The 25,343-nt window shown below is 36.8% G+C and carries 22 protein-coding genes, 2 pseudogenes and 1 riboswitch; of the genes and pseudogenes, 15 read left to right on the forward strand and 9 right to left on the reverse strand.

The window, feature by feature from the left end; all coding sequences use genetic code 11:
- The first annotated feature begins 27 nt into the window (after positions 1 to 27).
- From H5J24_RS15135 to H5J24_RS15155, 5 genes are all read left to right on the forward strand, one after another.
- The gene (locus H5J24_RS15135) at positions 28 to 753 is read left to right on the forward strand and encodes a hypothetical protein (protein ID WP_232815635.1); all 726 of its coding nucleotides are present in this window, start codon (positions 28 to 30) and stop codon (positions 751 to 753) included.
- A 111-nt stretch (positions 754 to 864) separates the two neighbouring features.
- The gene (locus tag H5J24_RS15140) at positions 865 to 1,842 is read left to right on the forward strand and encodes a cytochrome-c peroxidase (protein WP_283250797.1); all 978 of its coding nucleotides are present in this window, start codon (positions 865 to 867) and stop codon (positions 1,840 to 1,842) included.
- A 222-nt stretch (positions 1,843 to 2,064) separates the two neighbouring features.
- Positions 2,065 to 4,461, forward strand: coding sequence for a hypothetical protein (locus H5J24_RS15145; protein ID WP_068942218.1), 2,397 nt, complete (start codon positions 2,065 to 2,067; stop codon positions 4,459 to 4,461).
- Between the two features lie 27 nt (positions 4,462 to 4,488).
- Positions 4,489 to 4,725 carry a hypothetical protein gene (locus tag H5J24_RS15150; RefSeq protein WP_068942216.1) on the forward strand — a complete coding sequence of 79 codons (237 nt, stop codon included), beginning with the start codon at positions 4,489 to 4,491 and terminating at the stop codon, positions 4,723 to 4,725.
- A 6-nt stretch (positions 4,726 to 4,731) separates the two neighbouring features.
- Complete coding sequence (locus H5J24_RS15155; protein ID WP_068942214.1) at positions 4,732 to 6,201, forward strand: M20/M25/M40 family metallo-hydrolase; 1,470 nt, start codon at positions 4,732 to 4,734, stop codon at positions 6,199 to 6,201.
- A gap of 126 nt (positions 6,202 to 6,327) precedes the next feature.
- On the opposite strand, the pseudogene ilvA reads toward H5J24_RS15155, so the two are convergent.
- The 7 genes and pseudogenes from ilvA to folP form a co-directional block, all read right to left on the reverse strand.
- A pseudogene (gene ilvA / locus H5J24_RS15160) lies at positions 6,328 to 7,591 on the reverse strand (threonine ammonia-lyase IlvA).
- 12 nt (positions 7,592 to 7,603) lie between these two features.
- Positions 7,604 to 8,650, reverse strand: a complete 1,047-nt coding sequence (ilvC, locus tag H5J24_RS15165; RefSeq protein ID WP_068942210.1) for a ketol-acid reductoisomerase — start codon at positions 8,648 to 8,650, stop codon at positions 7,604 to 7,606.
- Positions 8,651 to 8,882: 232 nt separating this feature from the next.
- Positions 8,883 to 9,164 carry an ACT domain-containing protein gene (locus H5J24_RS15170; protein WP_068942208.1) on the reverse strand — a complete coding sequence of 94 codons (282 nt, stop codon included), beginning with the start codon at positions 9,162 to 9,164 and terminating at the stop codon, positions 8,883 to 8,885.
- A gap of 14 nt (positions 9,165 to 9,178) precedes the next feature.
- Positions 9,179 to 10,900, reverse strand: coding sequence for a biosynthetic-type acetolactate synthase large subunit (gene ilvB, locus H5J24_RS15175; protein ID WP_068942206.1), 1,722 nt, complete (start codon positions 10,898 to 10,900; stop codon positions 9,179 to 9,181).
- Between the two features lie 11 nt (positions 10,901 to 10,911).
- A complete protein-coding gene (gene ilvD, locus H5J24_RS15180) occupies positions 10,912 to 12,588 on the reverse strand; it encodes a dihydroxy-acid dehydratase (RefSeq protein ID WP_185124656.1) in 1,677 nt (558 codons plus the stop codon).
- Positions 12,589 to 12,767: 179 nt separating this feature from the next.
- Positions 12,768 to 13,640 (reverse strand): branched-chain-amino-acid transaminase, encoded by an 873-nt coding sequence (gene ilvE, locus H5J24_RS15185; RefSeq protein ID WP_068942203.1) that lies wholly within the window; start codon positions 13,638 to 13,640, stop codon positions 12,768 to 12,770.
- A 363-nt stretch (positions 13,641 to 14,003) separates the two neighbouring features.
- Positions 14,004 to 14,869, reverse strand: a pseudogene (folP, locus tag H5J24_RS15190) (dihydropteroate synthase).
- Positions 14,870 to 15,106: 237 nt separating this feature from the next.
- On the opposite strand from folP, the gene H5J24_RS15195 reads away from it, so the two are divergent.
- From H5J24_RS15195 to tpiA, 8 genes are all read left to right on the forward strand, one after another.
- The gene (locus H5J24_RS15195; protein ID WP_068942199.1) at positions 15,107 to 15,673 is read left to right on the forward strand and encodes a DUF1599 domain-containing protein; all 567 of its coding nucleotides are present in this window, start codon (positions 15,107 to 15,109) and stop codon (positions 15,671 to 15,673) included.
- 1 nt (position 15,674) lies between these two features.
- Entirely contained in the window at positions 15,675 to 16,181 is a 507-nt protein-coding gene (locus H5J24_RS25980) for a MauE/DoxX family redox-associated membrane protein (protein WP_346729914.1), read from the forward strand.
- Positions 16,178 to 16,783, forward strand: a complete 606-nt coding sequence (locus H5J24_RS25985) for a hypothetical protein (RefSeq protein ID WP_346729915.1) — start codon at positions 16,178 to 16,180, stop codon at positions 16,781 to 16,783. The genes H5J24_RS25980 and H5J24_RS25985 overlap by 4 nt, the downstream gene beginning before the upstream one ends.
- A gap of 8 nt (positions 16,784 to 16,791) precedes the next feature.
- Entirely contained in the window at positions 16,792 to 17,463 is a 672-nt protein-coding gene (locus H5J24_RS15205; RefSeq protein ID WP_068942195.1) for a DUF6058 family natural product biosynthesis protein, read from the forward strand.
- Positions 17,464 to 17,468: 5 nt separating this feature from the next.
- Positions 17,469 to 17,816 (forward strand): tellurite resistance TerB family protein, encoded by a 348-nt coding sequence (locus H5J24_RS15210; protein ID WP_068942193.1) that lies wholly within the window; start codon positions 17,469 to 17,471, stop codon positions 17,814 to 17,816.
- 23 nt (positions 17,817 to 17,839) lie between these two features.
- Positions 17,840 to 19,966 carry a S9 family peptidase gene (locus H5J24_RS15215; RefSeq protein WP_068942191.1) on the forward strand — a complete coding sequence of 709 codons (2,127 nt, stop codon included), beginning with the start codon at positions 17,840 to 17,842 and terminating at the stop codon, positions 19,964 to 19,966.
- A 40-nt stretch (positions 19,967 to 20,006) separates the two neighbouring features.
- Positions 20,007 to 20,384, forward strand: a complete 378-nt coding sequence (locus H5J24_RS15220; RefSeq protein ID WP_068942189.1) for a GxxExxY protein — start codon at positions 20,007 to 20,009, stop codon at positions 20,382 to 20,384.
- A 138-nt stretch (positions 20,385 to 20,522) separates the two neighbouring features.
- Positions 20,523 to 21,281, forward strand: coding sequence for a triose-phosphate isomerase (gene tpiA, locus H5J24_RS15225; RefSeq protein WP_068942187.1), 759 nt, complete (start codon positions 20,523 to 20,525; stop codon positions 21,279 to 21,281).
- A gap of 197 nt (positions 21,282 to 21,478) precedes the next feature.
- Here the strand turns inward: tpiA and H5J24_RS15230 are convergent, their stop codons facing one another.
- The gene (locus H5J24_RS15230) at positions 21,479 to 22,744 is read right to left on the reverse strand and encodes an esterase-like activity of phytase family protein (RefSeq protein ID WP_068942185.1); all 1,266 of its coding nucleotides are present in this window, start codon (positions 22,742 to 22,744) and stop codon (positions 21,479 to 21,481) included.
- 237 nt (positions 22,745 to 22,981) lie between these two features.
- Positions 22,982 to 23,173, forward strand: a riboswitch (cobalamin riboswitch).
- 65 nt (positions 23,174 to 23,238) lie between these two features.
- On the opposite strand from H5J24_RS15230, the gene H5J24_RS15235 reads away from it, so the two are divergent.
- Together H5J24_RS15235 and H5J24_RS15240 are read left to right on the forward strand one after the other, a co-directional pair.
- Positions 23,239 to 24,021, forward strand: coding sequence for a hypothetical protein (locus tag H5J24_RS15235; protein WP_232815637.1), 783 nt, complete (start codon positions 23,239 to 23,241; stop codon positions 24,019 to 24,021).
- Entirely contained in the window at positions 23,967 to 24,353 is a 387-nt protein-coding gene (locus H5J24_RS15240; RefSeq protein WP_232815638.1) for a T9SS type A sorting domain-containing protein, read from the forward strand. The genes H5J24_RS15235 and H5J24_RS15240 overlap by 55 nt, the downstream gene beginning before the upstream one ends.
- Before the next feature lie 201 nt (positions 24,354 to 24,554).
- Here H5J24_RS15240 and clpP read toward each other — a convergent pair whose 3' ends face one another.
- A complete protein-coding gene (clpP, locus tag H5J24_RS15245) occupies positions 24,555 to 25,238 on the reverse strand; it encodes an ATP-dependent Clp endopeptidase proteolytic subunit ClpP (protein WP_068942181.1) in 684 nt (227 codons plus the stop codon).
- Positions 25,239 to 25,343: the final 105 nt, after the last annotated feature.

The following is a 25,343-nucleotide window of genomic DNA, read 5'->3' on the forward strand; positions in this document are numbered from 1 at the left end:
AATTCCTGTTGATACTTTTTCGTACTTATGAAGAAACTTTCAAAATATCCGATATTTCTTCTTTTATATTCTGCAGCGGCACTTTTTGTTCTTTCCTATTGTAAAAGTGAGAAACAGCAGCCAGTATATGAAGATCTGGGTTCTGTGAAAAACAGAATCATCACCACCAACACTGATTTTGAAAAACAAATCAATGAACTGAAAACCCTTGTTTCTAAGGACTCTGATGAAAAACTTCTTCAGGAGAAGTTTGAAAGTATCAGAAAAACTTATAAAAAAATGGAATGGGCTATAGAGTATTTCCTTCCGCATTCTGCAAGATTCATTAACGGCCCTGCTCTTCCGGAAATAGAAATGGATGAACATACAGAGATAGAACCTGAAGGACTACAAGTTTTGGAGGAAATGTTTTATCCTTACCAGAAAGAAAATAAAGATGAGGCAAACAGAATGCTCAACAAACTCATCAATAAAAGCAATACCATAAAAACCAATTTCCAGGTCATTACCGTTAGCAAAGATCAGGTTTTTGATGCTTTGAGGCAGGAAACTTTCAGAATTTCCAGTCTGGGAATATCAGGTTTTGACACTCCTATTTCCGGAGTATTTTTAAAGGAAATCCCTTCTTCTCTGGAAGGTATTAGAGAAGCCTTGGAACAAATATCAACTGACAGATCAAAAGATAAAGCTCTAAAAAAGCATTATAACGGAGATCAATGCAGCAACACAAGCTCTGAAAAAAAATACGGATAAAAATACATTTGATTATGTAAACTTTATACCGGATCATCTTAATAAGATCACTGCCCTGATGCTTGATTTTAAAAATCAGGAAAAAATTCCTGATGTAGAGGTAACAACAGCATTAAACAAAAATGCCGCTACCTTTTTTCTAAAAACGCTTTCAATTCTAATGCTTTCACTCCTGGAAAAGAATATGCTTTTTCTGAAGAAAAGGCAGCTCTTGGACATCAGCTTTTTAATGATAATATGTTATCAAATAATAACAACCGCAGCTGTGCAACCTGCCACATCCCTGAAAAAGCTTTTACTGATGGTCTTGCAAAATCGATGTCGCTTGAAAATTCGGAACTTGCCAGAAATGCCCCTTCTCTCAACTATGCCGGTTATCAGCATGGACAGTTTTGGGATATGAGGAAAGATGATCTGGAAGGGCAAAGTTCGGATGTTATCTCTAACAAAGAAGAAATGCATGGTGATTTAACGATCATTCTTGCCAAAATTAATCAGGATAAAAATTACCAGGCGGCATTTAAAAAGATTTATCATTCACAAAAGGCTGAGGTGTGGCAGCTTCAAAATGTATTGGCAAGCTATATACGTTCTTTAGCAAAGTTCAATTCCAATTTTGATGAATATATGCGGGGAAATAAATCGGCAATGACCGAAAGTCAAAAGCGTGGTTTTAATTTATTTGTAGGGAAAGCCCAATGTGCCATATGTCATTTTATTCCTTTATTCAATGGTACTATTCCTCCTACTTTCAAAAAAACAGAGCAGGAAGTATTGGGAATAGCTATGAATGGAGAAAATAAAACATTTGACAATGATCTGGGAAGAGGAAAATTTCATGAAACAGTGGCAGCATTACAGCACTCTTTCAAAACACCTACCCTTAGAAATATTCATAAAACAGCTCCTTATATGCACAACGGAGGTTATAAAACCTTGAAAGAGGTCATGAATTTTTACAATAAAGGCGGTGGAAAAGGTTTCGGATTCAAGGTAGACAACCAAACACTTTCTGATGCTCCTTTGCGGCTAACTGAACTTGAAATAGATGATATTATTGAATTTATGAAGGCTTTGGATGATAATTAAATAATTTAAGATCTAAACAATGATAAAAACTCCTGGATAAATAGAATTCGGGAGTTTTTTTATTGGAATTTTTCAGAAAATACAGAAACACAATCTAGAGGTATTCTTTACGGCGGATATTTTAGGAAACAATAATCCCTATCTTAGATTAAATCAATGTTATACTGTGTTAAAAACTTTTCTACCACAATAAATATTATTAATTTTACCTAGTTTTTTTACATGAAAAGGGGTTTACAATTATTTTTTTTCCTGATATGCTTTTTGGGGTATTCACAGCTTAAAATTAAAGTTGTAGATGCCGCCAGTCAAAAACCCGTATCAAAAGCTAAGATTTTCTGTGACAGTACCATTCTTGGCTATACCAACACACAGGGAATTCTGGAATTTAAAGCGGAATGCAAAAACATAGAAGTTGAAGCAGAATCATACCAAAAGGAAATAGCCACTGTAGAAAGCAGTATGGAAGTTTTCCTGACCAAAAAAACTTCAAAAACCACCAATATTGAAACGGTAGTGATTGAAGATAAAAGTGATCCCAGGGCTTTGGAAATTCTGAAAAAGGTAAATAAGCTCTTCAATGAAAACTCTCCTAAAAGCTTAAGTTCTTACACTTATAAGTCTTACGAAAAAATTTCCCTTGATATTGACCAGGACAGTCTGACTCAATTCAATCAGTATTTTAATGATTTGAACTTCTTCAAGAAAAAGAGGGAAAAGGACTCCCTGAATAACATCAGTGCAAGAAAAATTTTTGCGAAGAGCAAACTCTTCCTTTGGGAAAGAGCCCAGGAGTTTTTATATTCCAAAAAATACGGTGAAAAGATCAATATCCTTGATAACAGAATTTCGGGTCTAAAACAGCCAGTCTATGAAATGATTGCGCTTCAGCAAAGTAACAGAGATATTGTTCCCGAGCAGGTAAAACCAGAAAACAGAGGGCTTTACAGATATTTTCTTTCTGATACCATAGAACTTGACGGAAGGAAAAACTTTGTCATCCGTTTTCGTGAGGTGAACTATAAAAATCCGGATAAAAAAAGAAAGTACACAGGAGCCATCTATATTGACACTGAGACTTACGGGATCAAAAAAATTGAAAACTTCAGTAAAAACAAGAACGACGGTATCATCACCAGTACCTGGATTTTTTACAACAATAAATGGTTCCTTGCCCATGAAACGACCAAGCTTAAAATGGGAAAAATGGCTATGGACGACAAGGAACATACCGACAAAAAAGATAAAAAAAGCTTTGGTACTTACGCGTTTCTTACCTCAAAATATTTTGACTTTGCTTCTCCGATTGAAGAAAAACCCCAGGATTTCAAAGGGTATACTTTCTCTGTAAAAAGCATTGACGGGCATTCTCTGAATCAATACAGAACTGAACCGCTTACAGAAAGGGAACAGAATACTTACAAAACCATTGACAGTCTTGGTAAGAAATATAAAATTGACAGCAAAGCACAAATCATTTCAGGATTGCTTAACGGGCAAATCAGAGTAGGTATCGTGGATTTTGCTGTGGATGAAATCGCCAATTATAACTCATACGAAGGATTTCGATTGGGATTAAAGGCTAAAATCAATGAAAATTTCAATCCTTATTTCTCTCCGGATTATTATTTTGCTTATGGTGTAAAAGACCGAAGATGGAAATACGGGATGGGAATCGATATCAAAACAACGTTGGAAAAGAATTCCTTTTTCAGGTTTGATTTTTATGATGATGTGACTGCTTCCGGGGAATTCTACAGAAGACTCTGGAATTTCAAAATGCGGATGATGAACTTTGGAAATAACCTGAACAATGATAAGTATTTCCACTTCAAAGGTGCCTCATTATCTTATCTGAATGATGTTACAAATGGCCTTACCTTAGCCTTTGCTGTAAGAAGAAATATTGAGGAAGCCCAGTTTGATTATCAGTTCAGAGATGGCGGGTCTTCTTTCAAGAACTTCAATACATTGTTTACATTAAAGTATTCACCGAATTCTACTAATATTATGACACCTCAGGGAAAATCTCTGATCGATCAAAAATATCCTGAATTGTATTTCAACTATGAGCAGAGCTATAAAATGGCGGGTGGAAGTTTCAATTATTCCCGTTTTGATGCCCTTTTTGTTCATAATTTTAAAACCCCAATCGGAACAACAGGTTTCAGATTATACGGTGGACTGGTTTTAGGAGAAGCTCCCATCTGGAAGAACTTTACGATGAACGGACTAGCCTCTCCGGGCAAGGATTTTAATTTTAACCTTACTTCGTTTCTTGGGTTTGCTACTTTGGAAGGTGGGAAATATTATAACGATAAATTTGTTGCTTATTATTTCACCCATAAACTTCCTTGGTACTTCAAAAGTTTTGGACATAATGTTTCCAGCTTTGATTTTGTACTGCGTGGAACGATTGGTGATATGAAACATCCGGAATACCATCAGTTCAAGTTTAAAAAACTGGATCACCTGTATCAGGAGGTAGGATTGGAATGGAATAACTTCCTTTCCAGCTATTTCAATCTGGGGTTATTTTATAGAGTGGGATATTATGCTACGCCACACTTTAAACAGAATTTTGCTATTCAGTTTAAATTGAAATTCCTTGAATTTTAATCAAGAATAAATTATACATACAATAATATGCAAAGAATAGAGATCAAAGCGGAAGGCTTTTTTGAGTTATTAAAATTAAAAGATACTTCCATGTGGGCTATTTTCTCACAGATGATTGATGGGAATGAAAAAGAAATCATATTTTTAGATCATGAAGGTAAAATCCTTTTCAACTATATTTTACCAGCTGATGCAGAGAAACTGGAAGAAGACAGAAAAGAGTTCTCCAAACAGTTTACTGATAAGCTTGGCAGTTTAAATTAAAAGCCAATGAATAAGAATTATATTTTTTCTTTACTGGGTCTTTTTTTATTCAGTATCGGAAGTGCTCAAAGCTATAAAAAACCTCTGGTATCAGCTATTAAAGAAACTGATCTCAGAAAAGACATGTATGAATTGGCAGCAGATCAGTTCTGGGGCCGTGAAGCAGGAACTTTAGATGAATTAAAGGTATCCATGTGGCTGGCAGATAAAGCCAAAGAGACAGGAATGAAACCTGCTGGTGACCATGGGACTTTTTTCCAGTTTTTTGATATGTACAGGCATCAGACCACTCCACAGAGCAGTCTGAAAATTGGAGATACTCCATTGAAACTATGGAAAGACTACCTTGTTGCAGAACCTGTAAATGCTTCTGTTGATGCAGAAATTGTATATGCCGGAAATACTGAACCTGAAGATCTTGCCAAACTGAATCTTAAAGGAAAAGTACTGGCTGTAAATGCTTCTGACAAAAACATTGATAAGGAAATGACTCTTTTTGTAAGAAGATATCCCGGATTTGTAAGAACAAAATATTATAATAAAGCAAATGAACTGGGAGCAAAAGCGATCATTTTCATCACGGATGATATTTCTGAAAAAAGCTGGGTAGAAGTTCTTCCTCAAATGACAAGAGGAACCTATGGTGTAGAAGGGCTTAGAGAAAAAATCACCAACAATATTCCTGTTCTTTGGATCAAAAGAGAAAATGCTGCCTGGGTAAAAAACAATCCTAAAGTTGCTCTTAACCTGATGACGGAAACGTACAAATATCCTTCAGTAAACATCATCGGGAAAATTGAAGGAACAGACCCTGTCCTTAAAAAAGAATATGTTCTGTTGAGCGGACACCAGGACCATGACGGAATCAGACATCCTGTAAAAAACGACACGATTTACAATGGTGCTGACGACAATGCAAGTACCTGTGTTGCGATGCTGGCCATGGCGAGAGCTTATAAAAAGCAACCGGGAAAAAGAAGTATTCTGTTTGTTTTCCATGGAGCTGAAGAAAGAGGATTATTAGGTTCAAGATGGCATGCTGCCCATCCTGTAGTTCCGAAAGAGAATATTGTAGCGGTACTGAATGGTGACATGATCGGAAGAAATGATAATAATGAAGCCGCTTTATTAGGTGGAAATGCGCCGCATAAAAACTCTGAAGAGCTTGTAAAAATGGCCGAAGATGCTAATAACGAAAGTACAAAATTCAAGTATTTAAAAGATTGGGATTCTCCGAATCATGCTGAATATTTTTATTTCAGAAGCGATCACCTTCCGTATGCTAAAGTAGGTATTCCTTCCATATTTTTCACCAGTGTGCTGCATGATCAGTATCACACTCCACAAGATGAATCTGAAAACATCAACTACAAGAAGCTGTATAAAATGACAGAATGGATGTACAGAACATCCTGGAAAGTAGCCAACGAGGTTGAACGTCCGAAAGTCATTTCAAATTTTACGCTTGAAAGATAAATAATCAACTCCGGCTCACGAATGTGAGCCGGAGTTTTCTTGTTATAATACCACTAATACACGAATGATTTTATTTGTGTATTAGTGGATAATAAACATATACTGGATTCCAACGCTATAAAACTGCTAGATCAGCAGGTTCATTAAAGACGGATCATTGTTGAGATAATTTACAAAAAAATCCTGTCTTTTCATGTTGTCCATTAAAGGGGTAAAATCTTCTTTCTGTTTCAGCGCTATTCCTACTACCGCAATTCCTTTTTCTTTTGAATTTTTCTGAGTGTATTCAAAAAAAGTAATATCGTCATTAGGCCCAAGCACATCCATTACAAAAGCTTTCAATGCTCCCGGACGTTGTGGGAATCTTACCAGAAAATAATGTTTCAAGTTGGCATACAGCAGAGCTTTTTCTTTGATTTCTTCCATCCTGGTAATGTCATTATTGCTTCCACTGATAACACAAACTACATTCTTTCCTTCTAATTGGTCTTTATATTTTTCCAACGCTGCTACAGAAAGAGCACCCGCAGGTTCTACCACAATAGCATCTTTATTATATAAGGAAAGAATGGTTTCACATACAAGCCCCTCCTCTACCGTGACTACATCGTACAAAGTATTTTTACAAAGTTCAAAAGTGAGCTCTCCTACCTGTTGTACGGCTGCACCATCTACAAAACGACTGATTTTTTCGAGATGGACAGGTTGACCGTGTTCCAAAGCCTTTTTCATACTTGCAGCGGCAGAAGGTTCTACTCTCAATGATTTTAGTTTGAGGAGACAATTCTTTAAAAACAGAACAAACACCTGCAGCCAAACCTCCCCCTCCAATCGGAACAAAGAGATAATCAATAGATTCTTCCGACTGCTCAAGAATTTCCAATGCAGTTGTCGCCTGCCCTGCAATGATTGCAGGATCATCAAAAGGATGAATGAATGTTCCGTTATTTTCATTACAAAACCTCATCGCAGCCTCTTTTGCTTCATCAAAAGTGTCTCCATGCAAAACAATATCAATATAGTCTCCACCAAACATCCTAACCTGTTCCAGTTTTTGTCCCGGTGTGGGTAAAGGCATGAAAATAGTTCCTTTCACCTTCATTGTATGGCATGCAAAAGCAACTCCCTGGGCATGATTACCGGCACTGGCACAAACAATACCTCTGGAAATATCTTCTCTTGGCATGGTAGACATTTTGTTATAAGCCCCACGAATTTTATACGATCTTACTCTTTGAAGATCTTCTCTTTTAAAATGTACTTGAGCATTATAAATTCCTGATAAATTATTGTTAACAGCCAATGGCGTTCTGACACACACATTTTTAAGTCTTTCTGCTGCCTTGTAAACAGTATCCAATACGGATAAATAGGTTTCTCCCGTCCTCATCATTGTTTTTTATTAATTATTCTCCGGTCTCAGGCTTCGTACAGTTTTTCCTGCTTGCCACATTTCGCTTTCTCTTAGCTCTGTTAACTCTACTTCTAATTTTTCTCTGTAATCAGGTTTGCTATTACTGTCGATGGATCTTTGAGCTTCATTTCCTGCGGCAACATTATCATATAATTCCTCAAATAAAGGAGAAGTGGCATCTCTGAAACGCTTCCACCAGTCTAAAGCTCCTCTTTGAGCTGTTGTACTGCAGTTTGCATACATCCAGTCCATTCCGTTTTCTGCTACTAAAGGCATCAGTGATTGAGTTAATTCTTCCACCGTTTCATTGAATGCTTCTGACGGACTATGCCCATTCTTTCTCAATACATCATATTGTGCAGCAAATATTCCCTGTACGGCTCCCATCAAGGTTCCTCTTTCTCCGGCAAGATCGCTGTAAACTTCTTTTCTAAAATCTGTTTCAAATAAATACCCGCTTCCTATGGCAATTCCCAGAGCTGTTACTCTTTCCCTTGCTTTTCCTGTGGCATCCTGATAAACGGCAAAGCTGCTGTTTAATCCTCTGTCCTGAAGGAACATTCTTCTCAATGAAGTTCCTGATCCTTTTGGAGCTACCAAAAACACATCTACATCAGCCGGAGGAACAATTCCTGTACGTTCATTAAAAGTAATTCCGAAACCATGAGAGAAATACAATGCTTTTCCGGGAGTAAGATGTTGCTTAACCTTCGGCCAGTATTCAATCTGTGCAGCATCACTCAGTAAATAACAGATGATGGTTCCTTTTTCTAAAGCTTCTTCAATTTCAAACAAAGTTTCGCCCGGTACAAAACCGTCTGCTACAGCCTTATCCCAGGATTTAGAATTCTTTCTCTGCCCTACGATTACATTAACTCCATTGTCTTTTTGATTAAGTGCCTGCCCTGGTCCCTGTACTCCATAACCAATTACGGCTACTACTTCATCTTTTAATACTTCCTGAGCTTTATTTAGTGGAAACTCTTCTCTTGTTACTACATTTTCTTCTACTCCTCCGAAATTTAATTTTGCCATTTTCTATAATTTTATTTTGTTGTTTATTTTAATTTTGTTGACTATATACAATTTTACTCTACTGTCATTGGCTACGCCGAATCTTCGATTTCTGACAAAGGAAGAATCTCATAATATGATTTAGATTCTTCATTTCACTTCTGAACTACGTTCGCAAACCTTCAGTTTGTATTCAGAATGACAGACTCATAATAATAAGGCAACCGCATTGTATATAATTACCTTGTTATGTTTAGCTAGCGTATTCTATTGCTGTGAGGTATGGATTTTTATGATAATGAACCTCCAATACATCTATTTGTTTTTCCATTTGTCTGGTGATCTTCTGAACAGATTCTTCTGTTTCTCTGATGGTAATCACATACTTTTTTACATTCTCAGTTTCAGACGGTCCCATATTAAAATGGGTGATAGAAATCCTCCGTCTTGAAAAAATAGCATTGATTCTGCTCATAAGCCCCAAACAATCTTCTGTATAGGCTGTTATGGTGTATTCTTTATTTTCTGTTCTCATTTCTGTTGATTTTATTATTTATGATTCAATACAATCTCTGAAACACTTTTTCCCTGAGGAATCATGGGAAATACATTGTGTTTTTTGCCTGTCATCACCTCCAGCAAAAAGGCTCCTTTATGACTAAGCATTTCTTCCAATCCTTCTTTCAAGTCTTCTCTCTGAGCAACTTTTCTTCCCGGAATATGATAACCGTTTGCCACCTGAACAAAATCCGGACTCTGGATGTCTACGGAAGAATACCGTTCTTCATGAAAAAGTTCCTGCCACTGTCTTACCATTCCCAGATAGCTATTGTTCAGAATTAGAATTTTAACCTCAGGATGATACTGCATGATTGTTCCTAATTCCTGAATATTCATTTGGGCTCCTCCATCTCCCATTACTGCGATAACAGGAAGATTTCGTTCTCCGTAAACCGCTCCTATTGCCGCAGGAAGACAGAATCCCATTGTTCCCAATCCACCACTGGTAATATTGGTCCGGGAATGTTGGAAGTTGGAATACCTGCAAGTGATCATCTGATGCTGACCTACATCCGTTACAATTACCGCTTCTCCTTTGGTTATTTCATTAAGACATCTGATCACCTCTCCCATCGTCATTTCTTCTTCATTGGGATACAGCTCTTCATTAATAAGATTGATACTTTCCACTTCCAGACAGTCTTTAAATCTTTGATGCCATTCCGAATGCTCTCTTTTTTGAATTAGTGCTGTAAGAATCGGTAAAGTGTCTTTACAGTTTCCAAGAACCGGAACGTCTGCTTTTACATTTTTATTAATCTCTGACCAATCAATGTCAAAATGAATAATCTTAGCCTGTTTAGCATATTGATCCAATCTTCCGGTTACACGGTCATCAAAGCGCATTCCCACGGCAATCAGTACATCACATTGATTGGTAAGAATATTAGGTCCGTAATTTCCATGCATTCCTACCATTCCTACTGCCTGTAGATGATCTGTAGGCAAAACACCCATCCCCAAAGCAGTCCATGCTACCGGAACTCCTGCTTTTTCTGCAAATTCTAAAAACTCACGTTCTGCTTTTCCAAGCATAATCCCCTGTCCCGCAATGATGAAAGGACGTTCTGCTTTATTAATAAGTTCTGCTGCCTGTTCAATATGTTCCAGCGACGGTGCAGGATCTGGCTTATAACTTCTCAAAGAATGGCAGGGAGAATATCCCTTGTATTCAACTTTCTGCAACTGGGCATTTTTCGTCACATCAATAAGTACCGGTCCTGGGCGTCCCGATTTCGCGATATAAAATGCTTTAGCTAATACTTCAGAAAGTTCATTGGCATCTGTTACCTGATAATTCCATTTGGTAACAGGGCTGGTGACATTCATAACATCTATTTCCTGGAAGGCATCTGTTCCTAAAAGATGTTCAAATACCTGTCCTGTAATACATACCAGCGGAGTATTATCTAATAAAGCATCTGCAAGACCTGTCACTAAATTGGTTGCTCCCGGACCGCTCGTTGCCATAACCACTCCTACTTTCCCGGAAACTCTGGCCAATCCCTGTGCTGCATGTACTGCCGCCTGCTCATGGCGAACCAGAATATGTTCCAACTGATCTTTGTAATCATAAAGGGCATCATAAATAGGAATGATAGCACCACCGGGATAACCGAAAACCGTTTTCACGTCCTCCTGAAGAAAGGCTTCAAGAATAATCCGGCTTCCGCTCAGTTCTGTAGCTATTGATTGATTTAAATTCTTCATACTCTCTGATTTTAAATTTCATCCGTTACACAGCCTTCAGCGGCGGATGATACGGTTAATGCATATTTATAAAGCAATCCTTTTTTCACCTTTAAAGCAGGTTTTTGCCAGCCTTGCTTTCTTTTTTCAATCTCTTCTTCCGAAACTTTTAGCTGTATGGTATTATTTACCGCATCAATTTCAATCAGGTCATTATCTTCTACAAAAGCAATTAATCCACCTTCATGAGCTTCAGGAGTGATATGTCCTACAACAAAACCGTGAGTTCCGCCACTGAACCTTCCATCTGTAATCAAGGCCACGCTGCTTCCCAATCCTGCACCAATCAAAGCGCTTGTTGGCTTCAGCATTTCCGGCATTCCGGGAGCACCTTTTGGTCCTTCGTTACGAATTACAATCACATCTCCATGTTGTACGGTTCCGTCTTCAATCCCTTTAATGAGGTTCTTTTCACCATCAAATACACGGGCTTTTCCAACAAACCGTTCTCCTTCTTTTCCTGTTATCTTGGCAACACTTCCTTTTTCAGCAAGATTTCCGTATAGAATTCTCAAATGTCCGGTTGGTTTTATAGGATTTGATAGAGGTCTTATAATCTTCTGAGTGTTAAAGTCTAATCCGGCTACATGTTCCAGATTTTCAGCTAATGTTTTTCCAGTAACAGTTAAACAGTCTCCGTGTAACAATCCTTTTTCCAATAGATATTTCATTACAGCAGGTATTCCTCCGTGCTCATACAAGTCCTGCATCAGATATTTTCCACTTGGTTTCAAGTCAGCTAAAACGGGCGTGCAGTCACTCATTGCCTGAAAATCATCCTGAGTAATAGAAACTCCCACACTTTTAGCCATTGCGATGAAGTGAAGAACTGCATTGGTACTGCCTCCTAAAACCACAATCAGACGGAGTGCATTTTCAAAAGCTTTACGGGTCATGATATCCGAAGGCTTGATATCTTTTTCAAGAAGGATCTTCAAATATTTTCCTGCTTCCAGGCATTCATCTTGTTTTTCTTTGCTTAAAGCTGGGTTAGAAGATGAATATGGAAGACTCATTCCCAATGCTTCTATGGCAGATGCCATTGTATTCGCAGTATACATCCCTCCACAGGCACCTGCACCGGGACAGGAATTTTTAACCACTCCATCAAAATCCTCTTCTGAAATTTCTCCTGCGATCTTTTTTCCTAAGGCTTCAAAAGCAGAGACAATATTCAAAGTTTCACCTTTATAACATCCTGGGGCAATGGTTCCGCCATATACCATCAATGAAGGTCTGTTCAGTCTTCCCATTGCGATGATTGTTCCGGGCATGTTCTTGTCACAACCAGGCAAAGCAATCAATCCGTCGTAATACTGGGCACCACAAATAGCTTCAATACTGTCTGCAATTACATCACGGCTTACCAGTGAATAGCGCATCCCATCAGTTCCGTTACTCATCCCATCGCTTACTCCAATCGTATTAAAGATTAGCCCTGCCAATCCATGATCCCATGTCCCTTTCTTGACGACTCTGGCCAGATCGTTGAGGTGCATGTTACAGGTATTTCCATCGTACCCCATACTTGCAATCCCGATCTGTGCTTTGTACATATCTTCTTCTGTAAAGCCAATTCCGTATAACATGGCTTTTGCCGCTGGCTGCTCACTGTTTTGTGTGAATGTTTTTGAATATTTATTTAACATATTTTCCTGCATTTGCTGATCTTCCAGTCTGTTTAAGTGATTCTTTTTTTCTTTAATTTTGGTTCAAAACTACAGCTTGTAATATTTTTTCAATGCTCAGTTTTTTTGAAACTACAATATCCAATTGTTTAAAAACAGATTATAACTAATTAATAATCAATGTTTTGAATTTTTAAAATTTACAATGACAGAACTCTCACTAATTTTGAATAAGCCTGTTGTACCTTTTCACTTGCAGTATCTTCCCATTGCTTTGTGAAAGGAACATCATCCAGGGAATCCAATGCAACGATTTCAGCGGCTGTACCACAGAAAAAAGCGGCATCTGCCCCTCTCATTTCTTCGGGTTTGAAGAAGGTTTCTTTAACTGGAATATTCAGTTCATTGCATATTTCAAAAACAGTCTGTCTTGTGATACCTGGAAGGATGCTTCCTTTTGCCGGGGTGAATAATGTTCCGTCTTTTTCATAAAAGACATTCGCTCCTGAGCTTTCTGCAACATTTCCATTTTCATCCAGTACCAAGGCTTCATCATACCCTTTATCTTTGGCATCCTGACAAGCTAAAATGGAGTTTACATAGTGTCCGCCTACTTTAGCTTCCACTTTGAAAGCTTTCGGGTTAGGGCGTTGGAAAGGAGAAGTCATGATTTTCATTTTATCTGCCAGATAACCGTTGCTCCATTCCCAAGCCAGGAGAGATAAGTAAGATTCTTTGCCTTTTGAAAGGGACATATTGGGTGAACAGGTGACCAAAGGACGGATATAAGCATCTGTAAAGCCATTCAGTTCCAGCAGTTCATACGTAAGATCTGTAAGCTGATCTGCAGAATAATCGAAAGGAATGTGCATCAATTCTGCGGATCTTTTCAGCCTTTCATAATGTTCTTTTGCTTTAAAAATCTTTGTTCCATGGGCAGTGTTGTAAGATTTAATTCCTTCAAAAACTGAATATCCGTAATGAAGAGATTGTCCGTAAAGATTGGTTCCTGCGTCTTTGGCTTTCATGAAGTTTCCATCAAAATAGATGACCGTGTCGTCGTTGTAATACATGTTATAGTGGGTTAAAATTTAAAAATCGGGAATAAAAAAAGCCCTCTCACAGTGTGAGAGGGCTCAATATATGTACAGTCATACATCTTCCGTCTCACACACGTAAGGGAATAATAATGACGATAATAATTACTGCGAATAACTGATACATAATTGTACTCTAAAAAATTAAAATAAAAAAAAGCCGCTTCAAAATGAAACGGCTTATATAATTTAAGAAAAATCTATTCTAAAATGCCGTTTCCTGACTGTTGTAAATGACAACAGCTGCAATAGAAATGACAATAATATTTTTCTGATTCGTAAAATTCATACTGCAAATGTATAAACTTTTTAAAAACCTACAAGTTTTTTTATCACTTTTTATTTTTTCTGTAAAAATTGATTGAGCGTTTCCTTTGCTTGAGCTACATCATGAACTCTCAAAATTTTAGCTCCCTGCTCCAGAACTTTCAGGTGTAATTTCTGCGTTTCTTCATTGATGTCAAGCGGAGATTTTCCAAGCGGTTTATAGATAAATGATTTTCTTGAAATCCCGATTAATAAGGGAAATTTTCCAAATCCAAGATATTCAACCTCATCAATCATTTTCATCTGATCGTCAACCGTTTTTCCAAAGCCAAAACCGGGATCTAAAATGATGTCTTTTACTCCTTTTTGCAACAGCTCATTGGTCTTTTCAGAAAAGTATCTGTTGACCTCTAATGTTATATCTTCAAACTTAATTTTATCATGCATGGTCTTATAGGAAGGATTGACATGCATTAAAATGTAAGGAAGCTGAGTTTCTGCCGCTGTATCAAACATTTTTTCGTCATATTGTCCACCTGAAATATCATTAATCATATCTATCCCTTCATTGAATCCAAACTTTACAGTTTCAGCATAAAAAGTATCCAAAGAAATCAATGCTTCCGGAAACTCTTTTTGATGTTAGAAATCACATTTCCAATCCTTTCAATTTCCTCTTCACTGGTCAGAAATTCAGCATTAGGACGGGTAGATTGTGGACCGATATCCAAAATTTCAGCACCTTCTTTTAATAGTTTTTCTGCATGCACTAATGCCAGTTTTTCATCATTAAATTTCCCACCATCTGAGAATGAATCTGGCGTCAAATTCAGGATTCCCATGATCTTTGGAGTATCCAGTTGTACCAGTCTGCCATTACAGTTAATAGAATGGGTTTGAGAGTTTGAGGGATCGAGAGTTTGAGAGTTTGAAAGCATAGGAATTTATAAATGATGAATGATAATTGATAAATGATTTTATCTCCTGCAAAATTAGCGATTTGCACTTGGAATAGGAAGCTAATATCCAGAAATTAGATCTCTTTAATTACTTATTTTCACTCGATACTCTCACACTCTCTTACACTCCTACTCTACAACCCTCAAACATGATTCCCCTCAGACTCGTTTCATAAACAAAACCGAATTCGTATATTTGGAAGATTAAGAAATTTTATGTCAAAAACATCAGTACAGTTCGAGAAAGTTATCAGTCAGTGTCGTGATCTTTTCAGTAAAAAATTACAGGATTATGGACCTGCGTGGAGGGTTTTGAGACCAAGTTCCATTACGGATCAGATTTATATCAAAGTCAACAGAATCCGTACACTGCAAATGACTGATGTGAAAATGGTGGATGAGAGTGAAGAGGATGAATTTATCGCAATTGTCAACTACTCTATCATTGGTCTTATTCAGCTTGAAAAAGGTCTTTCCAATGATTTTAATGAAAATAAGGAGGAAATTTTAAATCTGTATGACAAATATTCCCAAGAAGCTCAGGCTTTAATGGAGAGAAAAAACCATGATTATGGTGAGGCATGGAGAGATATGAGAATCTCTTCTATTACAGATCTTATTTATCAGAAAGTATTAAGAACCAAACAGATTGAAGACAACCAGGGAAAAACCATCGTATCAGAAGGCCTTGATGCCAACTATTTCGATATGCTGAACTATGCTGTTTTCTGTCTGATTAAATTCTCAGAACAAAAAAACCAATTCGAACCCAAAACTATTTAACATGATCAAAGGTTTATTACGCTTTATTATCGCTGTCATTTTTATCCTTTCAGGCTTTGTAAAAGCTGTGGATCTGGTAGGATTCTCCTTTAAAATGGAGGAATATTTTTCACCTGCAGTCTTCAATATGCCGTTTTTTGAAAAATTTGCCCTACTGTTTTCAATTATCGTTGTCATACTGGAGCTTTTCCTTGGATTTATGCTGCTGCTGAAAATGAAGCTTAAATTTACCTTATCAGCTTTAATTGCACTTTGTGTATTCTTTGGCTTCCTTACCTTCTATTCCGCTTATTTCAATGTGGTTACAGATTGTGGATGCTTCGGAGATGCCATTAAATTTACGCCTTGGCAGAGTTTCTTTAAAGATGTAGCTCTTCTTGTAGGATTGATTATTTTGTTTGTCCTGTACAAAAAGATTTCCGTAAAACGGATGAGTATGGCAGCAGTAAAAAAGAATCTACAGGAAAGTTCAAGTATATTCTTTTCGCTGTATTTTCTTTGGGAATGATCTACATTATGGCCCAGGGAATTATGCACGAACCAATGATTGACTTCCGTGATTATAAAATAGGAACAGATATTAAAGGAGAAAAAGAAAAAATCAATAAAAACCCTTCAGAATATAAGACTTTTTATTCTCTGAAAAATCAAAAAACAGGTGAAGTCATAAAGGTGAATCAGGATGAGTATATCAAGGAAACAAAATACTGGGCAGAAGGCTCGCCTTGGAAAATTGAGGATGGTAAAAATGAATCTGTACTTGTAAAAGAAGGCTATAAATCTGAGATTGTAAAATTCAAGATTGAAGATCCTACAGGAATGGAACTTACCGATGAAATCATCAAAGCTCCAAAAGCAATTCTCGTATTTTCTTACCATCCGAAAGAAGTTTCATCTGATCTTCTTCAAAAGGTAGAAGCTAAGGTAAATGCTCAGAAAGGAGCACTTATTTATGGAGTTTCAACAGATCAGAAAACTTTTAAAACCATTAAAAATGCAATGATGGATGGTACCGCCATTAAAACCATTGCAAGAAGCAACCCGTTTGTACTGGTTCTTCAGAACGGAAAAATTATTGACAAACAGCCTGCTAAAGATTACATTAAATAAACCAAGCTATGGAATCAAATTTTGAATACATCAGCGGAAATTATATTACAGAAGAAAAACTATGTGATATAACGGGAATTACGAAGGATAAACTGAATGCACTTATTCAAAATCATCTGGTTCCGGAAGCTTCTTATGTAGTCACCAGAAGTATAAAGATCACCTCTCCCCTTAATGATGAATTTCAAACTAAAATTACAGAGAAATATTTTAGCAAAAACTGTATTTCATTGATTCAGAAGAATAAAGAAACGAAAGATTCGCATGAATATAAAGCAGAATTCAGAGAAAAATTCATTCAGAATCTCATGAAACATCCTGACAGGAACTTTGCCTATCATAATGCTTTTAATAATGATCAGGAAAAACTCGAAGAGATCTTTGAGAGTGAGTGGGAAGCTTATTGTAACGGAATATATGGAATATGTACCATCAATTCTACTGAAGAAGACATTGTAAGGAAAGAAATTGCTGTAAAAAAATTAATACATTTCAACACCTTATTTTCTCAAAAAACATTGAATGAAAATGAGACTGAAGAACTTATACAGCTGAATAAAGAATTCAACGAAGTTGCTGAGAAATTTGCCCCGTACCAAAGAGCATCCAGCAGCAGAGGTAAATATCTCGACAAAATTTTAGAAGACAATAGTTTAGACTATTTAATAAAGAAATATTAAACATTATGCAAAAATCAAATAAATCTATCGCCGGTTACCACTTATTAATGATCCTTTCTTCTGTAGACGGAGAATTCGCTCCTGAAGAAGGAATGCTGGTACAGCAATATCTGGCAGATGAATTTCCCTTCAGAATGAACCTTGACAATGAACTTGAAACATTGGCTCTTTTACAACCTGAAGAATGGAAAGATCATTTTGAATTTCATGGAAGATGTTTCCTTGAAGATTCTACAGAAGATGAACGTATAAAGTTTGCTCAGTTTGCCAAGTCTCTGATTAAAGCAGACAATAAGGTCACTGAAGAAGAGCATACCTTCTATGTTCTGCTGAAAAACTTATGGGGATTATAATTCCTTCCTAAATCAAAAATACCATGAAAAAAATTTATCTAGGACTATTAGTAATGAGTGCATCTACATTTCAATCTCAGAAATTTCCGGATTTGAAAGCTCCTGTTGCAGAAAAGCAGGAACACATCAGAGAGATTCATGGTGATAAGGTCAATGATCCTTATTACTGGATGATCGATTATTTTAAAAAAGGAAAAGATTCTACCAAAGTTGTTGATTATTTAAAGGCTGAAAACACCTATTGGGAAGGCATGATGAAAGATACAGAACCTTTCAGAGAAAAGCTTTTCCAGGAGATGAAAGCTCGAATTAAGGAAAAAGATGAGTCTGTCCCGGTTTTTAAAAACGGATATTATTATTACACCCGTACGGAAGCTGGAAAACAGTATTTTAAATATTGTAGAAAAAAAGGAAGCCTTACCGCCCCTGAAGAAATTCTTCTGGATGTAGATCAACAGGCTGAGGGTCATTCCTATTATTCTGCTTCAGGCTTCATTATCAGTCCGGATAATACGAAAATGATTTATGGTGTGGATGATGTATCCAGAAGACAGTATAAATTATTTTTAAAAGATTTGTCAACAGGAAAAACCATGGATCTGGGTATTAAAAACACAACAGGATCAGCCACATGGGCGAATGATAACAAAACAATATTTTATACATCAAAAAACCCGGAAACTCTTTTAACGGAAAAGATTTTCAGACATACCCTAGGAACTGATTCTTCAAAGGATGCCCTTGTATATGAGGAAAAGGATAAAACCAATTATATTGGGGTAGGAAAATCCAAGAATGAGAAATTCATCATGATCTATTCTCAGGCTACCACTTCTTCTGAAACCAGGTATCTTGATGCCAGTGACCCTAACGGAACATTCAAGGTATTTCAGCCTAGAATAAAGGATGTCCTGTATGATGTCACTCCACTGGAAGATAAATTTTTAATTACCACCAATAAGGATGCTCTTAACTTTAAGGTTGTAGAAACTCCTTTAAACAAAACAGGTGTTGAGAACTGGAAAGATTTTATACCTCACAGAAAAGAGGTTCTGATGGAAGGAATTACTGAGTTTAAGAATTATCTTGTGTTCAGTGAAAGACAAAACGGGCTTTCTCAGTTGGTAATTTATGACAGGAAAACAGGTAAAAAGGATTTTCTAAAATTTGATGAAGCTGCTTACACTGTTTATCCATCAGGAAATCCTGAGTATAACACGGATAATTTCCGCTTCGGATATACTTCCATGATTACCCCAAGTTCTCAGTATGAACAGGATTTAAAAACGGGTAAAAGAAATCTTTTGAAGCAACAGGAAGTTCTGGGTGGCTACAACAAAGATCTTTATACAACGGAAAGACTTTTTGCTACTGCAAAAGACGGAACCCAGATTCCAATATCTATTGTTTACAAAAAAGGATTGAAAAAAGAAGGAAACAATCCACTTCTTCTTTATGCTTACGGTTCGTACGGAAGTTCTATGGATGCTACATTCAGCAGCACAAGACTGAGTCTTCTGGATAGAGGTTTTGCCTATGCTATTGCTCACATCCGTGGCGGTCAGGAAATGGGAAGACAATGGTATGAAGACGGGAAAATGATGAAAAAGAAAAACACATTTACCGATTTCATTGATGCCGGAGAATATCTTGTGAAAGAAAAATATACATCACCTAAACATTTATATGCTCAGGGCGGAAGTGCCGGAGGACTTTTAATGGGGGCTATCGCGAATATGAGCCCTAGCCTTTGGAATGGTGTTATTTCTCAGGTTCCTTTTGTAGACGTTGTCAATACCATGCTTGACACCAGCATTCCTTTGACAACCAACGAATATGATGAATGGGGTAATCCTAACAATAAGGAGGCTTATTTCTATATGAAATCTTATTCTCCTTACGAAAATATTGAAAAGAAAAACTATCCGAATCTATTGGTAACAACAGGACTGCATGATTCTCAGGTTCAGTATTTTGAACCTGCTAAATGGGTAGCCAAACTGAGAGATATGAAAACGGATAAAAACGTATTATTATTAAAAACAGACATGGACTATGGCCATGGTGGAGCTTCCGGAAGGTTTGATTATCTGAAGGATCTGGCTTTGGTGTATGCTTTCATGTTTAAATTGGAAGGGATCAATAAATAAAGCTCTCGCAGATTTTGCAGATAGCGCAGATTGATACTTTATGACAGAAAATGAAATTTCATATATTGTACGAAAGTCTGTTTTCAAGGTTTATAATCAGCTAGGTCCTGGTTTACTGGAATCTGTGTATCAAAAAATTCTCATCTACGAATTAGAAGAAAATGGATTGAGCGTTAAATCTGAAGTTTTACTTCCTGTTTATTATGACAATAAAAAATTTGATATCAATTTTAAAATTGACATTTTAGTGGAAGATAAAGTTATTTTAGAATTAAAATCTGTAAAAGAGCTTGATAATGTTTATTATAAACAATTATATACTTATTTGAGATTGTCTGACAAGAAACTGGGACTATTAATTAACTTTAATACAACCAATATTTTAGATAATATAAAAAGAGTGGTCAATAATCTGTAAAGATCTATTACGACTACATTAATCTGCTAAATCAAACTAATCTGCGAGAGAAAAAATAAAGCACGCAGATTTTGCAGATAACGCAGATGTAAACTGTGAGTTTAATTAAAAAGTAAAATAAATCAATATATAAATCTTATGAGAAGAAAAATAGTTGCAGGCAACTGGAAAATGAACAAAAATGTAATTGATGCACAACAATTAATGATTCAATTGCTAAGCTATAAAAACAATAATGCAACGAACTGTGAGGTTTGGATTGCTCCACCATCTTTATATTTAATGATGGCTAAAGATATCTTTGAAAAGGATGAGATCGGAGTATTCTCTCAGGATATGAGTGAGCACGAAAGCGGTGCCTACACAGGAGAAATCTCTGCTGATATGTTGGAGTCTATAGACGCAACAGGTTCTTTGATCGGACACTCTGAAAGAAGACAATATCACGGAGAAACAGATTCTCACTGCAACAGAAAAGTAAAATTAGCTTTAGATAAAGGTCTTACTCCAATCTATTGTAACGGAGAAACTCTTGATCAAAGAAAAGCAGGACAGCACCTTGAGGTAGTAAAAAACCAAACTGAAGTAGCCCTTTTCACGCTTTCTGCTGAAGAGATCAAAAAAGTTGTAATCGCTTACGAACCGGTTTGGGCTATCGGAACAGGAGAAACAGCAAGTCCAGAGCAAGCTCAGGAAATTCACGCACACATCAGAAACATCATTGCTTCTAAATACGGGCAAGAGGTTGCTAATGAGGTTTCTATCCTTTACGGAGGTTCTGTGAAACCTGATAATGCGAAGGAAATCTTCTCTCAGCCTGATATTGACGGAGGTCTTATCGGAGGTGCTGCTTTGAAATTAGAGGATTTCTCTAAGATTATTGAGGCTTTCAACTAATATTGAGACGAATAATATACATATAAAAGCCCCTGAAATTTATTTTCAGGGGCTTTTTATTATAGGTTTTGGCTAAAGTCAATGGATATTAATTTCTCATTTAAATGGACTAAAGCCCATTTCTATTGAACCATTCAAATGATATACAATAAAAAACGGCGGAATAAATTCCGCCGTTTTCCGTTAAAAAAATCTAATTATTGAATATCGACTATATACATAGTTCCTTTGTCAACCTTCCCGGTTTTAGGAAGGATTTTAGCTTTTGGGTTTCCGCTTCCGTCGTCTACTACTCCAAAATCATCATCATTGAAAACAGCCAGTTTATTATTTCCTAAATAAACAATTCCTTCAAATTTATCATGTTCATAACCAAGCTTTGCAACAAGGTCTACAGCTAATTTTTTAGTCACAGGCTTAATTCCTGCGTTGGTAAGCTCATCCCAGGTACATTGCTCCAAAGCTTTTCCATTTACTTTCATTCCGTCTACGGCCGCAAGATCAGTTCCGGTTACATCTGTTGCATCACTTAGGTTGATTCTGTATACCTTTTTAATTCCACCCTGTGTTCCGAAGTTACCATCTCTTTCAATAACAAGGAATTCATTATTCCCCAATGCTGTAATATCACAAACCGAATCAGAAGCTCCGCCATCCTGTTTATAAATATATTGTTTCGTTTGCCCTGTAATAATATCGAAAGTTACAATTCTGGTTAAAGTCGTATTAGTTGCCAAAGCTTTTGAAGGAACCAACATCATCGATTGCATTGTTCCTACCAATGTTTTTCCGTCTGGAGTAATGCAAAGCCCTTCCATTCCTCTGTTCGCTCTTCTTTTTGCTAAAACAGCGGGTAATTTTCTAGTTCCTGTATTTACACCCATTGGGCTTATCCTTTCCATCTCCACTCCATCTGCATTGTAATGAACTATATGTGGACCATATTCATCAGAAACCCAGAATGTACCATCAGGTGCCGCTACAATGCTTTCACTGTCTAAACCATATTTATCCGTACCCAACTCATTTCCTGCTTCATCATAGGCTACTTCACCCGTGCTTCCCATTCCTAAAGGGTTTGGAAGCCCTGTGATAGGCTGACCGGATGGGTTTTTAAGTTTAATATATTTAATCACTTCCACCTTTCCTTCAGCATTAATTTTAAAATGCATAATAGTAGGCGTAAAATTAGGTGCTAAAAACTTCTTCCCGCTCTTATAATCGGTATTGGGGCCACGGTCTGTAATAACATAAAACTCACCTTTTCTTGTGGGATGAGCTGCCGCTCCGGATCCGAATCCACCATTAATGACATCTACTCCATTTATTGTTGCCAGTTTTGAAAATGGAAACTCCTGCGGAAGTTTAGAATAATTAATATCTGGATTATTCATATTGTTGTCATCATCTTTGCATGACCACAATGCAGCCATCATCAAAGCAGATAATAGTATTCTTTTCATAGTAACTTTTATGGCGCGAAAGTATAAATTGATTGTAAACTGATCTTGAATACAATGATAATTGTATTTTAACAATAGAATACTAAGATGAATTCAATATAAACAATGAAATACCCTATTTGATTCGGGAAATCAAAAACAAAGTAGCAATTCATTATCAATCAACAAAATCCATCATCAGAAAACACTGAAACCTGATCTATAATTCACAAAACAGATATCAAAATTTATATGATATATTTGCACCGTTTTTAAGGTTGAACACTGTTCACAATAGGGAATCAAGTGAGAATATTATTTAAATCTTGAGCTGTACCCGCAACTGTAAGCTGTTTTACCTATAGCTATTAATAATACCACTGGGCTAGGATCCGGGAAGGTTGGCTATAGGATGCGAGCCAGGAGACCTGCCTTAAATACACATTTAGTTTCAGGCTGAAGATCATCCTGTAGATAAATAAGTTTCGGGAATAAAACTTTAATTTAATTATATTATGAGAAAAATCTATCTTTTTTTCTTACTGCTTTGTACGCAGTTTTTCTTTGCCCAGTTTACAGAAAACGACATTAAGTTTTGGGTGGGAACCGGTTCTAAAAAGGCTTATTTCATTGCTGATTTCAATGATAATAATACTCCTAAATCTTATGCATGGGGCTATCGTTTTGATGATGATAATTTAACAGCCGAAGACATGATCAATGCGATTGTGGCTGCAGAACCTAAAATAGAGGCTGACATTCCTTCAGGATTTCTACACAGTTTCAAATATAATCACCATACTCCAAGTACTGATGATTACTGGATTACCTGGACCGGGTCAACTGCCGGAAATATGTCCAATCAAAATAATGGTGTAGGGTATACGGCTTTAACAGACGGGCTGTGGTTTGGCATTACTTATGGTCTTGATTTCATCGACACACCACCATCAACTCCGGTACCAGCCTACAGTTCTCAATGGTACACCTTATCCCAAATCACCAATTGGATAGGAACAGGAAACAATAAAAGCCTTGTTGTTGTAGATTTCGGAACCAATAATTCAAGTGGAAAAGCTAATTCCTTCGTTTTTGGAATTCAATATAACGGCAGTATCACAGCGGAACAAGCTCTACAGCTTATCCAGTCACAGGCTGCTTATTTCAATTTTACTTCCAACAATAATCAGGTTTCCAGTTTATCATTAAATACGTTCTCTGGAAACACCTCTGGAACAGAAAGATGGAAGTTATATGCCGGAAAAGACCTTTCAAGCTGGCAAAAAAGACTGATCTGAGTCAGATCCAATTAAGTAACAATACATGGCTGGGATTAAGCTTTGGAGAAAGAAGTCCTTTCACTCCTACTGAAGCAAATAATGCGACATTGTCTGTTGCCTCTGTATATAAGAAAGCATCATTCAACATTTATCCTAATCCAACAAGTGATTTCATTCAGATTGAAACTTCTGAAAATATCAGAGAGATTAATATCTATTCTTCTTTGGGACAAAAAGTAATGGCTTCACAGGAAACAAAAATTAATGTTAAGTCTTTAAAATCCGGGGTCTATTGGGTTGAGATTAAGACCAAAAGTGGTTCTACGGTGCATAAGATTGTGAAGAAGTAAGAAAGGGGAATGATTGAACCACCCCGTCAAATCTTCGATTTGACACCCCTTCGGAGGAGGGGAATTATCACGTCTTCAATTGTTATTTTCTTCGTAATAGTAATTCACTATGAAATATATAATAAAAATTCGTGCAGCGGTGGCTAAAACAAAAAACGCATCCCGATTGGGATGCGTTTTTCATGATGATTATACAATCAATTATTTTTTCTCTGCTCTTTGAAGAACTTCATCTACCATTCCGTAGCTCTTAGCTTCTTCAGAAGTCATCCAGTAATCTCTGTCAGAAGATTTCTCAACCCATTCGTAAGTTTGTCCTGAATGGTGAGCGATGATGTCATAAAGCTCCTGCTTTAACTTCAACATCTCTCTTAAGTTGATCTCCATATCAGAAGCTACTCCCTGAGCACCTCCTGAAGGCTGGTGAATCATTACTCTTGAGTGCTTCAGCGCAGAACGCTTTCCTTTTTCTCCGGCAACCAACAATACAGCTCCCATTGAAGCAGCCATCCCCGTACAGATTGTTGCTACATCAGGTTTAATGATCTGCATGGTGTCATAAATACCTAATCCTGCATATACGCTACCACCAGGAGAATTGATATAGATCTGAATATCTTTAGAAGGGTCTGCACTTTCTAAGAATAGAAGCTGAGCAGTAACGATATTCGCTACCTGATCGTCAATTCCTGTTCCAAGGAAGATAATTCTGTCCATCATCAAACGGGAGAAAACGTCCATCTGAGCAACGTTTAATCTTCTTTCTTCCATGATGTACGGAGTTAAGTTCGTTGGGCCATACATTCCCATATACTGATCGGTAGCCAAACCGTTGTTTCCTAAATGTTTTACAGAGAAATCTCTGAATTCCTTTTTAATGTCCATATTTGTATTATGTATTATTTTAATAATATTTTCGATGTTTAAATTACAATATTTATTCCTAAAATTTTATAGGACTTTTTGTCATAGAATACTGACTCCTTTTGT

Origin of the sequence: Chryseobacterium capnotolerans (genome assembly GCF_021278965.1) — a bacterium.
Taxonomy (GTDB): domain Bacteria; phylum Bacteroidota; class Bacteroidia; order Flavobacteriales; family Weeksellaceae; genus Chryseobacterium; species Chryseobacterium capnotolerans.